Annotated in this window: 12 protein-coding genes; 5 read left to right on the top strand and 7 right to left on the bottom strand. The window is 68.0% G+C overall.

The genetic code is table 11. The features are described 5' to 3' along the window. Positions 1 to 168 precede the first annotated feature (168 nt). Together AC07PU_RS02520 and AC07PU_RS02515 are read right to left on the bottom strand one after the other, a co-directional pair. The gene (locus AC07PU_RS02520) at positions 169 to 960 is read right to left on the bottom strand and encodes an SDR family NAD(P)-dependent oxidoreductase (protein WP_093352452.1); all 792 of its coding nucleotides are present in this window, start codon (positions 958 to 960) and stop codon (positions 169 to 171) included. Between the two features lie 39 nt (positions 961 to 999). Beyond that, on the bottom strand, positions 1000 to 1947 hold the full coding sequence (locus AC07PU_RS02515) for an alpha/beta fold hydrolase (protein WP_495314956.1): 948 nt from the start codon (positions 1945 to 1947) through the stop codon (positions 1000 to 1002). A gap of 119 nt (positions 1948 to 2066) precedes the next feature. On the opposite strand from AC07PU_RS02515, the gene AC07PU_RS02510 reads away from it, so the two are divergent. After that, a complete protein-coding gene (locus AC07PU_RS02510; RefSeq protein ID WP_093352459.1) occupies positions 2067 to 2972 on the top strand; it encodes a LysR family transcriptional regulator in 906 nt (301 codons plus the stop codon). 678 nt (positions 2973 to 3650) lie between these two features. Beyond that, a complete protein-coding gene (locus tag AC07PU_RS02505; RefSeq protein WP_495314954.1) occupies positions 3651 to 5267 on the top strand; it encodes a patatin-like phospholipase family protein in 1617 nt (538 codons plus the stop codon). A gap of 27 nt (positions 5268 to 5294) precedes the next feature. On the opposite strand, the gene AC07PU_RS02500 is transcribed toward AC07PU_RS02505, so the two are convergent. Both AC07PU_RS02500 and AC07PU_RS02495 read right to left on the bottom strand, forming a co-directional pair. Then, entirely contained in the window at positions 5295 to 5786 is a 492-nt protein-coding gene (locus AC07PU_RS02500) for a GNAT family N-acetyltransferase (protein ID WP_495314951.1), read from the bottom strand. Between the two features lie 31 nt (positions 5787 to 5817). Next, positions 5818 to 6768, bottom strand: coding sequence for an AraC family transcriptional regulator (locus tag AC07PU_RS02495; protein WP_495314949.1), 951 nt, complete (start codon positions 6766 to 6768; stop codon positions 5818 to 5820). Between the two features lie 258 nt (positions 6769 to 7026). On the opposite strand from AC07PU_RS02495, the gene AC07PU_RS02490 reads away from it, so the two are divergent. From AC07PU_RS02490 to AC07PU_RS02480, 3 genes are read left to right on the top strand one after another with little or no spacing between them, the layout of a single operon-like run. Continuing rightward, positions 7027 to 8514 carry an aldehyde dehydrogenase family protein gene (locus AC07PU_RS02490; protein ID WP_495314947.1) on the top strand — a complete coding sequence of 496 codons (1488 nt, stop codon included), beginning with the start codon at positions 7027 to 7029 and terminating at the stop codon, positions 8512 to 8514. A gap of 58 nt (positions 8515 to 8572) precedes the next feature. Continuing rightward, a complete protein-coding gene (locus AC07PU_RS02485) occupies positions 8573 to 9676 on the top strand; it encodes an NAD(P)-dependent alcohol dehydrogenase (RefSeq protein WP_495314945.1) in 1104 nt (367 codons plus the stop codon). A gap of 32 nt (positions 9677 to 9708) precedes the next feature. Next, positions 9709 to 11199, top strand: a complete 1491-nt coding sequence (locus AC07PU_RS02480; protein WP_495314943.1) for a DUF1214 domain-containing protein — start codon at positions 9709 to 9711, stop codon at positions 11197 to 11199. 9 nt (positions 11200 to 11208) lie between these two features. Here AC07PU_RS02480 and AC07PU_RS02475 read toward each other — a convergent pair whose 3' ends face one another. The 3 genes from AC07PU_RS02475 to AC07PU_RS02465 all read right to left on the bottom strand — a co-directional run bounded on the left by AC07PU_RS02475 (position 11209) and on the right by AC07PU_RS02465 (position 14334). Beyond that, positions 11209 to 11595: a response regulator gene (locus tag AC07PU_RS02475; protein ID WP_093352478.1), complete on the bottom strand. Its 387-nt coding sequence runs from the start codon at positions 11593 to 11595 to the stop codon at positions 11209 to 11211. Between the two features lie 30 nt (positions 11596 to 11625). After that, positions 11626 to 12648: an alpha/beta hydrolase gene (locus AC07PU_RS02470; protein ID WP_495314940.1), complete on the bottom strand. Its 1023-nt coding sequence runs from the start codon at positions 12646 to 12648 to the stop codon at positions 11626 to 11628. 144 nt (positions 12649 to 12792) lie between these two features. Beyond that, positions 12793 to 14334 (bottom strand): alpha/beta hydrolase fold domain-containing protein, encoded by a 1542-nt coding sequence (locus AC07PU_RS02465; protein ID WP_495314938.1) that lies wholly within the window; start codon positions 14332 to 14334, stop codon positions 12793 to 12795. Positions 14335 to 14363 lie beyond the last annotated feature (29 nt).

Genomic DNA, 14363 nt, shown 5'->3' with positions numbered 1-14363 from the left:
GTCGCTGCGTGCTCGCTCACCACTGCCGCACCACCATTGCGTGTCTCCTCGCGATCGTTGAACCCGTCGTCGGGTGTCGAGCCCACATCGCCAGGCGGCGTACACCACCCTGCGATTCGACCGCACGATACCAAAGACGGCCTCGAGGAGCGCCCCGCGCCGGCGAGCTCAGAAGGCGCTCTTGACCACGCCCCCATCCACGCGAAGCGCCGCGCCCGTGGTCGCCGACGCGAGCGGACTCGCCACATAGGCCACGAGCGAGGCCACCTCCTGCGGCGAAGCAAAACGCTTGATCAGCGAGGTCGGGCGAACATGGTCGAAGAACTCCGCCTCGACCTGCTCGAAGCTCTTGCTGCTCGAGCGTGCCATGCCCTCGACGAAGTCGCCGACGCCACGCGATTTCGTCGGGCCGGGCAGCACGCTGTTCACCGTGATGTTCGTGCCGGCAACCGATTCCGCGAGCCCGCGCGACACCGCGAGCTGCGCGGTCTTCGTCACGCCGTAGTGGATCATCTCGGTCGGTATCTGCACCGCGCTTTCGCTCGAGATGAAGATGATCCTGCCCCAGTTCGCCCGCTTCATCTCCGGCAGCACCAGGCGCGCGAGGCGCACGCCGCTCAGCACGTTGACGTCGAAGAAGCGCAGCCAGTCCTCATCGGGAATGTCCTCGAAGGCCTTGGCCTCGAAGATGCCGAGGTTGTTGACGAGGATGCCGATGCCGGGATGGCGGCGCACGAGTTCCTCGGCGGCGTCGGCGCGGCTGAGATCGCCGGCGTAGCCGACCACCGTGCCCTGCGTCTGCGAGCGGATGCGCTCCACCGCCTCGTCGACCGCGGTCTGCGACCGGCCGTTGACGATGACGCTGGCGCCCTCCTGGGCCAGCGTGTGCGCGATCGCATAGCCGATGCCGGCCGTGCTGCCGCTGACCAGGGCCAGCTTGCCCTTCAGTTGAAGATCCATGTCGATGCTCCTTGTGTCGATGACGAGATGGGTTGCCTGTCAGCCCAGGAAATTGACCAGCGCGGGAATGACCTGGTCGGGCGCCTCTTCCATCAGCCAGTGGCCGGATCCCTTGACGATCACGCCCTGCACGTGGGTCGCGACCATCTTGCCCTGTTCGATCAGGAAAGTGCCACCGGCCTTTTCCCCGGAGAGCACCAGCATCGGCATGGGCAGCGGCGTCTTGCCCAGTTCGGCGAACTCGGCCGCGTCCTGCTCGAAGGCCTTGAAGTACTCGAAGCCGGCGCGCATGCCGCCGGGCTGCGAGTAGGCCTTGGCGTAGAAGCGGCGATCGGCCTCGGGCACCGAGCGCTTGGGGTCGGCCGCGAAGTCGTTCCAGAAATGCTCGAAGTAGATGCGCTCGCGCCCGTGCACCAGCGCCAGCGGCGTCGCGCCGTGGAAATGGAAGTGCCAGAGGTCGCGCAGCAACCAGACGTTCTGCCATTGGCCGATGCCGGGCAGGAAGGCGTCCATGAGCACCACCTTGTCGGTCTCCGAAGGGAACTGCGCGGCATAGGCGTAGGCCACCATCAGGCCGATGTCGTGGCCGACGATGCTCACGTTGCGGATGCCGAGCGACTTGACGAGCTCGTGGATGTCGACGGCCATGTTCTTCTTGCCGTAGCCGCTCTCGGGCTTCGACGAATTGCCCGCGCCGCGCAGATCGGGCACGAGCACGGTGTGCGTCTTGGCCAGCAGCGGCATCAGCGGGTTCCACATGTGGCCGGTCTCGGCATAGCCGTGCAGCAGCACGATGGCCGGCCCGGTGCCGCCGATGCGGTAGTCGATGCGGGTGCCGTTCACCTCGGCGCTGCCTGCGCGAAAGCCTGGCACCGCGTCGACTGCGGGCGCGGCGTGCACCACGGGGCCGAAGCTCAGCGCGGCGCCGAATGCGGCGGCACCGGCGATCAGCGCACGGCGGGTGGGGGCGGAATGGGGGGTGTTCATGTCTGGGCCTTTCGGTCTGTTTTTGGGGTGAAGCGAATTTATGATTCAGCTTCACTTCCAGAAAGGCCCCAAAAGTGGTTTACTCATTCAGCTTTTGTGAATGATTGGAGCCTGGGGCCATGGACCGATTGCGTGCGTACGAGGTGTTCGTGACCGTGGTCGCGCGCGGCAGCTTCGTCAAGGCGGCCGACGCGCTCGATACCTCACCGGCCAACGTGACGCGCTACGTCAACGAGCTCGAAGCCCACCTGCGCACGCGGCTGATCAACCGCACCTCGCGCCGCCTGTCGCTCACCGAGGGCGGCGAAGCCCTGTTCGACCGGGCGAAGTCGATCCTCGAGGAGGTGGCGGAGACCGAAGCACTCGCGACCACCGCGTCGCTGCAGCCGCGCGGGCGGCTGCGCCTCAATGCGCCGCTGAGTTTCGGCAGCCTCGTGCTGGCGCCGCTGTGGCCGAAGTTCATGGCGAAGTACCCCGATGTCGAACTCGACATCGCGCTCATCGACCGCGTGGTCGACATCGTCGAGGAGGGCTACGACCTGGCGATCCGCATCTCGCGGACCACGTCGGGCAATCACATCGCGCGCAACCTGGGCCGTTCGCAGAACCTCGTGTGCGCCTCCCCCGACTACCTGGCGAGGCATGGCATGCCCGAGGTGCCGGCGGACCTGTCGCGGCACCTGTGCCTGGGCTATACCTACGGCGCGACCTCCGACGAGTGGCAGTTCGCCGGCCCCGGCGGGTCGCTGGAATCCGTGCGCGTGCGCTGGGCGCTGCGGGCGAACAACGGCGAAACCGCTCGTGCGGCGGCGCTTGCCGGCGCCGGCGTCATCTGGCAACCGAGTTTCGTGATTGGTGAGGACGTGCAGGCCGGTCGACTGGTCGAGGTGATGCCCGGCTATCGCATGCCGCCGATCGACATCCTCGCGATCTACGCCAGCCGTCGCCATCTCAGCGCGAAGGTGCGGGTGATGGTCGACTTTCTGGTCGATGCCCTCCAGAGTTCGCCGCGGGGATCGAACTGAGTCTGAAGCGGTCGACGCCAGGCATTCGCTGATCATTTCGGCGGGTGCCTGAAGGCCGATCGTCTCGTGCGGCTCCCTGTTCAATTAGCTCGCTATTTCCTCGCTATTGCGACCCAATTGCATCTCCATGTCGCCGCTCTCTGCGTGAACTAATTTCGGCTTGACGAATGGACAAGCCTCGCGCAATCTCCACCGAAGGGAGCGGCCGTGGAGAGAGGGGTCGACATGATGGTTCGTATTCGCCTGCAGTACGCGCGCCTGGCTCTTCAACGCGAGATGCTGGCCATGTTCTTCGCATACAGCTCTGTCGGCATCTGGGTGATTTTCTGGTTCGGCGACTAGCGGCATTTCGAAGAAATTTCCCCCGACGCGGCGGCAAGAATGTGCGAATGGCGCTTCGCACTCCATGGCCATGGGTGGCCGAGGTCGCGACACCCCGAAACTTCCTGCCTCACCGATTTCGGTGATCGATCCATCGCGAACTTCGCGGGCGCCTGATTGACCCCACGACCTCCGCCATTCCCCACTGAAATCCGTTGTCAGCCAATAGGCCTAATTGGCAATTTCTCCATTGCATCGAGATAGCCACTGCAAGAAAAAGTAAGGTGCAATTGCAATAACGGCACTCGACACTGCGACTCCCCGCATGGGGTCAACTCATCTGAAGGAGCTTTCGCAATGTCGACTCTTCCCGGCCATTACACAATTCTCTCGTTCGTCGGCGGCGGCATCCGCGGCCTGCTCTCCGCCACCATCCTCCAGCGGCTGTACGACGCCAACAAGGCGCTGCTGGACGAAACGAGAATGTTCGCCGGCTGCTCGACCGGCGCGATCATCTCGAGCGAATTGCTGGGCCACAAGACGCCGAAGGACCTGATCGACATGTTCACCGGCGATGAACTGAACTTCTACAACGCCATGAACCCCGACCCGAGGACGCCCGCCTACTCGATCGACAAGGTGCTGGGCAGCCAGAAGGCCATCCACTTCGACACGAAGATCGCCGACGCGCGCAAGGACGTCCTGCTCGTCTCGTTCAACGTCGGCCAGGTCGAACCCGACCGCGACAACAAGATGATGCCCACGCCGTGGAAGCCGATGATGTTCACGAACATGCTCGGCAGCGACCGGGACCGGCTGGACGGCCTCGACGGCAACGGCGACACCCCCATCGCGGTGGCCGCGACGTCCAGCGGCGCCATGCCGGGACAGTTGGGGTCCCTCGACGGGAACGTCGATGGCGCCTTCTTCAACCACGACCCGACGGTGGCGGCGATCGCGCTCGCGGTGCGCAGCGGCTACGCCCTCGACCAGATCGCGGCCATCACGATCGGCACGGGCTACATGCCCTACTGGCTGCAGAGCGACACCCACGACTGGGGCGCCCAGCAGTGGATGGAAGGGGACGGCAATCCCTTCGACAACATCACGCCGTTCCTCATGAACCAGAAGCGGTCGTCGCCCGTGCTCGACCTCAGCCTGAACGGGACCTCGTCGGAACTCATGCCCCACATCGCCAAGATGCTGCTGGGCGATCGCTACGTCAACATCAATCCGCGGCTGCCCTGCTTCATCCCGGAGAACTCGACCAATACCCAGGCGATCTCGCTGCTGCAGCGCCACGGCCAGACCGTGGACATCACCGACGCCCTGGCGTTGATCGAGAACTACTGGAGCAAGAACGTGGTGACGACGGGCACCACGTCCCGACCCGTTGCCAAGAGCCCTGCCGCCGCGACGCCCAAGGCCGCGACCCCGCCCAAGGCCAGCCAGACCACGCCCGTCAAGGGCGCGCTGTTCTTCATCCGGCACAAGGGCAGCATCGTCCGCGTGCTCGATGTGAAGGACGCGTCCTACCAAGCCGGCGCGCAGGTGATCGCCTACAGCAAGAAGTCCATGGCCGACCCCGATGTGAAGAACCAGCTCTGGGAATTCGTGCCCTCGGTCGAGGCCCCGGGATGGTGGTACCTGAAGACCGCCATGGGCACGAACTTCGTCATGACGCTGGCGGGCGACGACACCGGCGTGGCCTCCAGGGTCACGGTTCAGGCGCGGCAGGACGACATCCGGGATCGCCAGTTGTGGAATCTTGTGTCGACCGAGGAACTCGGCTACTTCTTCATCCAGAACAAGTACCAGGCCAGCGACGTGCCGATCGTCAATACCGATTCGTACGTGCCCACGGTGATCGGCGTGGAGATCGACCACACCGAGGACTGCTACGGCGTGGCGCTGGACTACCAGAAGGACACGCCGATGGCGTTCTGCTTCCTGCCTCCGACCAACGAAGGCTGAGAGCCCGCGGCGCGCTGATGGTGCCCGCTAGAGCACCATCAGCATCTCGTGCCAGGACATCCCGCCATGGTCGGAAGGCGAAGGCCTCACATAGCCGTACCCCTGCCGGGCATAGAGCGCCACGTGGCGCTCCTTGCACATCAGGTGGATCGTTTGCTTGCCGGCCTGCCGCATCCGGTCGACGAAGGTCTTCATCATCACGCTGGCATACCCGCGCCCCTGGAACAGGGGATCGATGACCACGGACATGATCACGACGTTGGGCGCCGCGGCGTCGTGGCCGACCAGCTCCTTGAACGCCTCGTCCGACATCACGACCTCGTGCGCGCACCCGCCGTTGATGAAGCCGATGAGCTGCCCCTCGAGCTCCATGACGAGGAAGCCCTGCGGGTACTGGTCGATGCGCGTGCGGATCTTGGCCAGGGTGGCGGCTTCGTCGCCCTCGTAGGCGCCGATCTCTATCGCGTAGCAGCGTTCGGCATCGGAAGGAAGGGCCTGGCGGAAAACGGGTTCTGGCATGGATGACGGGTTGGAACGAGGCATGCGCCCATCATGCCGTCCGGCGATGGCGCGCGCGCAGGGTGTCCGATGGCGCCTCGCCGAATTGCGCCTTGTACTGCTGCGCGAGGCGGCTCAGATGAAAGAAGCCGTGGGCGAACGCGATGTCCGTCACCGTGTCGTCGTCCGCGCCGTCCAGCAGCCGCTCGCGCACCTGCGCGAGGCGGATCTGACGCAGGTAGGCCGTCGGCGTCATCCCCCGGTGCGCCTGGAACGCCAGCTGCAAGGCACGCACGCCCACGCCCAGCGAAGAGGCGATGTCGGACACCGTCAGCGACAGGTCCGCGATGCGGTCGTGAATGAACGACTCGGCCAGGGTCGCGAGGCGCGCGGGCCGCGATGCGGGCCGCTCTCCGCGCATCCAGCCGGTGTAGTTGTGCGGATGCCCGTGCAGCAGGGACATGAGAACGAACTGCTCGAGCGAACGGTACGCCGGGGCCGGCAGCGCCGCGGGCAAGGTGTCGACCAGGTCCCACACGCCGGACCATGAACGCTCGAGCGCCGGCGTGAACGGCACGGGGTCGAACTTCAGCCCGTCGTCGAGCGGACGGCCGACGAGGCTGGCGCAGCACGCCTCCAGCGTCGCCGTGTCGGGCCGGAAGGTGATCTGCTCGAAGCTGGCACCGAAATCGAAGCGGGTCGGCCGGCCCGCCGATACGGGGATCGTCGTGCCGGCGCGCCAGGTGGCGCTGCGGTTGCCCTGGGACACGGTGCCTTCGCCGGCGGTGCAGCGCATGAACAGGAACAGGCCGGGGAACTCGCCCGCGTCGACCTCCACGCGCGCGCCGTAGGCGAGCTGGACCAGCGCCAGCGGCCTCGCCTCGGTCGCGCTCAGCCGGGTGTCCAGGGCCTTGGCCCGGCGATCCAGGTGGAGCTCGTGCGGGCAGTACACGGCGCCCACGGCGTGGATGGCTTCGTCGAGATCATGGGTCCGATAGTGCATGGTCGCCCCTTCCACAGACGGCGCGACAGCTTCTGCATGCTGCCGCCGGGCCCGCATTCTAGGGGTGCGTTCCCTCGCGCTCCCTCGCTGAGCGACGCGATGCGGGAACGCCCGGAGCCCCCGTCCTGCGCATCGCGGATAGCGCTTCGCATTCCGGATCGCGGCGCGGCGCGTCTTCCTGAAGACTGGCGCCAGCCGAGCCGACCGTGCCCCACAGGCCGGTCGCGCCCCCATCCATCCATGCACAGGAGTCCCTTGATGAGCTCGATCCACGACCTCGGTCTTTCCGAAACCTACGGTGCCTTCATCGACAACGCGTTCCAGCCGGTCGACGGCCCGACCTTCGAGGCGCGGCATTCGGGCACGGGCGAGCAGGTCGCGCGCATCGCGCGCTGCGGCGCGGCCGAGGTCGATGCGGCCGTGCGGGCCGCCGCCAGGGCCTTCCCGGCCTGGCGTGCCACCGCGCCCGAGGAGCGCTCGGCCCTGCTGCTGAAGCTGGCGGCGGCCGTGGAAGCCGACCAGCAGCGCCTCGCGCGCATCGATTCGATCGACATCGGCCGGCGCCTGTTCGAGACCGGCCTCGATCACCAGTTCGCGATCTCGCAGTACCGCTACTTCGCGGCCGCGGCCCTCACGCACGAGGGATTCGGCCGCCCGATCCCCGGCGGCTACCTGATCGCCAGGCGCGAGCCCTATGGCGTGTGCGGCCAGATCATTCCGTGGAACGTGCCCGCGATCATGGCGGCCTTCAAGATCGCGCCGGCGATCGCGGCGGGCAACACGGTGGTGCTGAAGCCCGACGAGAACGCCTCGCTCAGCACGCTGGAGCTGTGCCGGCACATCGCGAAGATCTTTCCGCCGGGCGTCATCAACATCGTGCCCGGCTTCGGCGAGGAAGCGGGCGCCGCGCTGACCGCGCACCCCGGCGTGGCGAAGCTGGCCTTCACGGGCAGCAGCGAGGTCGGGCGGATCATCTCGCGCGCCGGCGCCGACCGGCTGGTTCCGGTGTCGCTGGAACTGGGCGGCAAGAGCCCGAACATCATCTTTCCCGACATCGAGGACATCGACGCGGTGGTCGACAACGCGATGTTCGCGACCCTGTACTGCAACGGCCAGTCCTGCCTCGCGGGCACCCGGCTGTTCGTGCACGACGCGGTCTACGACGCCGTGATGGACCGCCTCGTCGCCGGCATGGAGCGCGTGCGGGTCGGCGCAGCGCTCGCGCCCGACACCGTGCTCTCGAACCTCGTCTCGCCCGAGCAGGGCCGGCGCGTGATGAACTACATCGACATCGGCAAGGCCGAGGGCGCGCGGCTGATGACCGGCGGCCAGCGCGTCGACGTCGAGGGGCAGGCCCACGGCCACTTCATCGCGCCGACCGTGTTCGAGGCCGACAACCGCATGCGCATCGCGCAGGAGGAGATCTTCGGCCCGGTGCTCAGCGTGATCCGCTGGAAGGACCACGACCGGATGATCGAGGAGGCCAACGGCGTGCGCTACGGCCTGGCCGCCGGCCTCTACACCAGCAACCTGCGCAACGCCTGGGACACGGCCGAACGGCTGCAGGCCGGCTCGGTGTGGATCAACCACTACTTCAACCTCGCGAGCGGCTCGCCCTTCGGCGGCTTCAAGGAGAGCGGGATCGGCAGCGAGTACTGCCACGAGACGCTCAACATGTACACGCACCTCAAGGCCGTGACGATCCAGACCCAGGTGGCCGCCCCGTGGTTCGCCCCCAGGGCCTGAGCCCGCGGCACGCAGCACTTCGCCCTCCCCCACTCCCCACATCCGAAGAGGTCATCCCATGCAGATCACAGCCGCCGTCATGCGCGAGAAGGGTGGCAAGTTCACCCTCGAGGACATCGAACTGGAGGCGCCACGCGACGACGAGGTGCTCATCCGCATGAAGAGCTGCGGCGTCTGCCACACCGACACCCTGCCGCGGGACCAGGTGGTGCCGGCGCCCTTCCCCGCGGTGTACGGCCACGAAGGCGCTGGCATCGTCGAGCAGGTCGGCAGCCGCGTGAGCAAGCTGAAACCCGGCGACCACGTCGTGATGAGCTGCAACTTCTGCGGCCATTGCGATACCTGCCAGACCGGCAAGCCCATGTACTGCCGGCACTTCTTCAAGGCCAATTTCGGCTTCGCGCGCATGGACGGAACGCCCACCATGCACCAGGGCGGCGACGTCGTGCACGGGGCCTTCTTCAACCAGTCCTCGTTCGCGACCTATGCGCTGGGCACCGAACGCAGCGTGGTGAAGATCCCGTCCGACGTGCCGCTCGAGATCATGGGGCCGCTGGGCTGCGGCGTGCAGACCGGCGCGGGCGCGGTCATCAACTCGCTGCGCCCGCAGGCCGGCGATTCGATCGCCATCTACGGCGCGGGATCGGTCGGCCTCTCGGCGCTGCTCGCGGCCAACGTGACCGGCTGCGCGATCCGCATCTGCGTCGACCCGAACGAGGCGCGCCTGCAGTTCGCGCTCGAGCTCGGCGCCACCCATGTGGTCAACCCGCGGACCACCGACCCGGTGCGGCGCATCCAGGAGATCACCGGCGGCGGCGGCACCCAGTTCTCGCTCGAGACCTCGGGCAATCTCACGGCCCTGCGCCAGGCCGTCGATTCGATCCAGATCATGGGCGAGTGCGGCATGATCGGCGCACCCGCCTTCGGCAGCGAGATCGGCCTCGACACCTGGGGCCTGCTGCTGGGCCGCAAGATCCGCGGCATCTGCGAAGGCGACTCGGTGCCCGACCTGTTCATCCCGAAGCTGGTCGAGCTGTATCGGCAGGGGCGCTTCCCCTTCGACAAGCTGATCCGGTTCTATGCCTTCGACCAGATCAACGAGGCCGTGGAAGACGGCGAGCAGGGCCGGACCATCAAGGCCGTGCTGCGTTTTCCCGACTGACGCAGGCTGCAAGCTTTCGAGGACCGATGTTCATGGCATTGAATCGACGAGGCGCCTTCAAGCTGGCCACGACCCTGGCGCTGCTGAGTTCGAAACCCACGGCCGCGGGCACCGGCCAGGGCGCGGGCACGCGCGCCGCGGTCGACACGCAGGCCGGCGCGCTCGAGTTCGAGCTCGGCATGCCCACGGCGCGCACTGTGGACAGTCTCTACCAGGCGCTCGACCATCAGAGCGCCGTGATGAGCTATCTCTGGGCCATCCCGATCGTCGGCATGGAAAGCGCGCGGCAGATGCTGGTCGACAACGCGGGCGCGCGCAGCGGCGACTTCGTGCGGGTGTCGGGCTACCGCGACGTCAGCGCGATGCTCGGCTCGAACGTCACCACGCCCTATGTCTTCGCCTTCTTCGATCTTTCGCGGCAACCGCTGGTGCTGCACTATCCGCCGGGCGCGACCGCGGGCTCGCTGATCGACTGGTGGGACCGTCCCCTGTGCGATGTCGGCATCACCGGGCCCGATGCGGGCCGAGGCGCCGTGTTCGTGCTGCTCGGTCCGGGGCAGCAGGCGCCGGGCGAGCTGCCGGCCGGCGCGCAGCTGCTGCGATCGCGCACCTTCAAGGTCCTGCTGTTCTGCCGCGGACTCGATGCCGACCTGGCGCAGGTGGAAACGGTCTTCTCGGCCCTGCGGGTCCATCCGCCCGGCCAGCAGCCTGCCGCGGCGAGTACACGCCTGCTGCGCTTCAAGCCCGAGGGCGAACTGACGAGCATGGCGCATCCGCAAGGCCTCGCCTACTGGCAACGGCTGGCGAATGCGCTGCGGGGAGAGCCCGTGGAGGATCGCGACCGCTTCTTCGCCGCCCTGCTCGCGCCGCTCGGCATCAAATTCGATCGCCCCTTCGCGCCCGATGCTCGGCAACAGGCCGTGCTGGAGAAGGCCGCGATCGTGGGCGAGGCGACGGCCAAGGCCATCGCCTTCCGCAAGCGCATCCCCGGCATGCGCTATCGGCCCGACACCCACTGGGAATACCTGATCGCGCCCGGCTTCGACAACGCGCAGGACGTGCCCGGCGGCACGCTGTTCGAGGAGCGCACGGCCTTCTTCTACGAAGTCACCGGCACCTCGGCGGCCGTGCTGACGCGAACGCCCGGCGTCGGCGCGGCCTATCTCGCCGCCTACTACGACGCGAAGGCGGCCCCGTTCGACGGTGCGCGCAGCTACCGCCTGCGCGTGCCGGCGGAGGTGCCCGCCAGGCTGTTCTGGTCGGTCACGCTGTACGACACGCAGACCCGCGGCCTGATCCAGAACGCGCAGCAGATCGTCGACCGCTCCTCGCGCCAGGACCTGGCGAAGAACGCCGACGGATCGGTCGACATCGTGCTGGGCCCGACGCCTGCGCCGGGCCTCGAGAAGAACTGGATTCCCACCACGCCAGGGCATTCCTGGTACGTCTATTTCCGTCTCTTCGGCCCACTCTCGGCCTACTTCGACCGCACCTGGGTGCTGCCCGACATCGAGGCGCTGTAGCGCGCCGCTTCAGGACCGATCGACCGCGCGCTCGGTCTCCTCGAGAAAGCGCAGCAGGCCCTCGATCTCCGTCGACTTGTCGAACACCGCATCGGCGCCCAGCAGCAGCGCGCGCTCGCGCATGTCTTTGGTCGCGAAGTTCGAGAAGATCACCATGCGCTGGCGCGGCAGGCGATCCCTGCAGCCCATGAGGACGCCGAAGCCGGTGCCGTGGCGCAGGAAGAGATCGACCACGGCCACGTCCCATTGGCCATCGGCATCGTGCAGCCAGGCCACGGCCTCGGCCTGGGTCTCCGCGCTGCCGACCATGTGCACGGGCGCGAGCTCTTCCAGCGTCGCGATCAGGCTGTCGCGAATCAGGGGGTTGTCCTCGACGAGGTAACCGGTCAGGCTCATGGTGTTTTCGCCATCGTGTGGGTCCGGCCTTCAGGGCGCGAACGATCGCCGCAGCCGCTCGCCCGCGAAGGCCTGCGCGTCCCTGGCCTTCTCGAGCACCGCCGCGGCGCCGAAGAACTCGTGCGCCACGCCCTCGAACTCCTTGCGCGCGACCTCCACGCCCGCGTCGATCAGCGCGCTTTCGAGCCTCGCGCCATCGCTGCGCAGCGGATCGAGCCGCGCATTGACGATGGTGACCGGCGCCAGCCCGGCCAGCGGCGCATCGACCAGCGACAGCCGCGGGTCGTCGAGGTCCTGCTCGGTGCGCGTCACATGGGTGAAGAACCAGTCCATCATCGCGCGGTTGAGCGGCTTGGCGATCGCGTTCTCGAGGTAGGACTCGGTGTTGCGGCTGGTCTGCGTGACGGGGTAGACCGACAGCACGTGGCGCGGCGCGCGCAGGCCGGCGTCGCGCGCGGCGATCGCCGTGGCCACCGCGAGATTGCCGCCGGCCGATTCGCCCGCGAGCGCGAGGCGGGTGGCATCGCCGCCGAATGAGGCCGCGTGCTCGATCAGCCAGCGGTAGGCCGCGAGCGCGTCGTCCCATGCGGCCGGAAACTTGTGCTCGGGCGCGAGCCGGTAGTCGACCGACAGCACCATCGCCCGTGCGGCGGCGGCGAGCCCGCGCGCGCCGCCGTCGTACACCTGCCGGTTCGCGATCACCCAGCCGCCGCCATGGAAATACAGGACGACAGGAAAGGGCCCCTGCCCCGCGGGCGTGTAAAGCGTGGCGGCCAGCGGGCCGGTGGCGCCATCGACCGACAGCTCGCGCGTGGTGACGCCGGGCACCAGGGTCTCGCGCACGGCCGAGCGGTTCTGCTGCTCGAGCACCTTCTTCACGGCATCGGCCACGGTCGGCTGCCGGCGTGCCTCCTCGGGCGTGAGTTTCTCGATCGCCTCGGGCTCGAGGGATTCGTGGGCCTTGGCCACCGCGATCTGGTCGTCATCGGCGCGCAGGGCCGCCACGACGTTGGACACCGCATTGATCACGGGATTCGGCTTCTTGTCGCTCATCGGTCGCTCTCCTGGGAATGAAGTTGAAGCAGGTTGAGCAACTTGTACGACGCGAGGCCCCCCGGTGGCTTGTCGGACGTGGGCGCGCCACGTCGTGGGGCTTCCAGACCCCCGCCGTGGCGCGGCCCGCGCGAGGACCGGGGATCAGCGTGGCGGATCGGCGAGCCCGAGCAGGCCCAGCGCCTGCCGGTGCGTGCCCGATGCCGGGTCCGCGAGATCGGCCAGCACGCTCATGTGGTTGCGGTTCGCGGGCCGTTCGGCGCCCACCACCACGCGGGGGCCCCAGGCGCTGGCGATCAGCTCGGCCTGGCGGTGGAACTCCTCGCTCTCGTCGCCGCCGACCACGGTCACCAGCGTGCCCTGCTTCGGCGCGGGCATCGCAGCCGGACTCAGCCGCAGCGCCGAGGCCTCGGTCAGCCCGATGTCGGCCGCGAGGAAAGGCGCATGCCGCAAGGGCTCGAGCTCGTAGACGCCCGAGATCGGCAGCGCCGCTTTGACGAGATCGCGCGGCAGGTCGGGCCCGACCCGTTGCCAGTCGCAGGCCAGCAGCATGGTGGCGAGGTGGCCGCCGGCCGAATGGCCCGCGACGACGATGCACGCGGGATCGCCGCCATGCGCCGCGATGTTGCGATAGACCCAGGCCAGCGCCTGCGCCATCTGCCGCGCGATGTGCTCGATGTCGACCGCCGGACACAGCGCGTAGTTGAGCTGCACGAAGGTGGCGCCGGCATCGGCCAGCGGCGGCGCGAGGAAGGCATGGTCGCGCTTGTCGAGCGCGCGCCAGTAGCCGCCGTGGATGTAGACGAAGACCGGCGCCTTCCCGGCACCCGATGCGGCCGGCAGGATGTCGAGCCGCTCGCTCTCGTCGTCGCCGTAGGCCAGGTCGCGAATCCACTCGGGCCGCTGCAGTGCCTGCGCCGATGCATCGGCCCAGTACTTCAGGATCGACGGGTGTTCGGGAATGCGCGCGCGGTTGTTGTACTGCGCATCGAGCCATTCGGGCGCAGGCGGCGGTGTCGACGCGGCCGCCGCCTCGGCCGCCGCGCGCTTCGCCGCCGAGTCGCGCAGCGCCGCATCGACCAGCGCGTCGGCCATCCACAGCGCGGTGCGTTCGACCTCGCGGTCCTCGAGGCCCCAGATGTCCTTGAGCACCACGTAGGGCTCGATGCCGTAGACGATCGAGAGGGCATGGTGCAGCCGGTCGCGCATGCGCGGGCTCAAGAGCGGCGACATCGGCTCGAGCGCGTGCTCGAGGATGCGCACGCGATGGCCGCGCCGGTACGGTTCCTCGGCCAGCAAGCCCGCGCGCTCGAGGCCCCACTGCTCGAGCGAGAGCTGCGCCGCGGCGCGCATCGGTGCCTCGAATTCCTTGAAGCGCGGAAAGGTCTGGCAGAACAGCTCGTGCAGCCGCTCGCGGCCGTTCGGGTTGTCCGACGCCATCTGGCGCACCGGGCCCAGCGAGCTGTCGACCACCGCGGTGACCAGCGCGCTGCGGCTCGGAAAGTAGCGGTAGGCGGTGGCGCGCGACACGTTCGATCGCGCCGCCGCTTCGGCCACCGAGGGGATGTGGCCCTTCAATCGAATGATGTCCATCGCGGCCTGCAGCAGCTCGCGGAAGGTGGCGGCGCGAACGCCGCGTTCCGGCGCGCGCGGCGCCTCGCTCGGTGTGTGCTTGAGTCTTGCCATCGGGTTTGTACGGGGTTCGGAAATGCGGA

The sequence above is a fragment of the Variovorax sp. GW821-FHT10D07 genome (genome assembly GCF_059415325.1).
The sequence above is the reverse complement of the archived record's forward strand: the minus strand, read 5'-3'. Positions and strand labels throughout refer to the sequence as shown.

Excerpts from the sequence above, each read along its gene's own strand:
- AC07PU_RS02465 (WP_495314938.1), bottom strand. The coding sequence starts at position 14,334 with ATGGCAAGACTCAAGCACACACCGAGCGAGGCGCCGCGCGCGCCGGAA.
- AC07PU_RS02520 (WP_093352452.1), bottom strand. The coding sequence starts at position 960 with ATGGATCTTCAACTGAAGGGCAAGCTGGCCCTGGTCAGCGGCAGCACG.
- AC07PU_RS02475 (WP_093352478.1), bottom strand. The coding sequence starts at position 11,595 with ATGAGCCTGACCGGTTACCTCGTCGAGGACAACCCCCTGATTCGCGAC.
- AC07PU_RS02505 (WP_495314954.1), top strand. The coding sequence starts at position 3,651 with ATGTCGACTCTTCCCGGCCATTACACAATTCTCTCGTTCGTCGGCGGC.
- AC07PU_RS02470 (WP_495314940.1), bottom strand. The coding sequence starts at position 12,648 with ATGAGCGACAAGAAGCCGAATCCCGTGATCAATGCGGTGTCCAACGTC.
- AC07PU_RS02515 (WP_495314956.1), bottom strand. The coding sequence starts at position 1,947 with ATGAACACCCCCCATTCCGCCCCCACCCGCCGTGCGCTGATCGCCGGT.
- AC07PU_RS02480 (WP_495314943.1), top strand. The coding sequence starts at position 9,709 with ATGGCATTGAATCGACGAGGCGCCTTCAAGCTGGCCACGACCCTGGCG.
- AC07PU_RS02490 (WP_495314947.1), top strand. The coding sequence starts at position 7,027 with ATGAGCTCGATCCACGACCTCGGTCTTTCCGAAACCTACGGTGCCTTC.
- AC07PU_RS02495 (WP_495314949.1), bottom strand. The coding sequence starts at position 6,768 with ATGCACTATCGGACCCATGATCTCGACGAAGCCATCCACGCCGTGGGC.
- AC07PU_RS02510 (WP_093352459.1), top strand. The coding sequence starts at position 2,067 with ATGGACCGATTGCGTGCGTACGAGGTGTTCGTGACCGTGGTCGCGCGC.
- AC07PU_RS02485 (WP_495314945.1), top strand. The coding sequence starts at position 8,573 with ATGCAGATCACAGCCGCCGTCATGCGCGAGAAGGGTGGCAAGTTCACC.
- AC07PU_RS02500 (WP_495314951.1), bottom strand. The coding sequence starts at position 5,786 with ATGCCAGAACCCGTTTTCCGCCAGGCCCTTCCTTCCGATGCCGAACGC.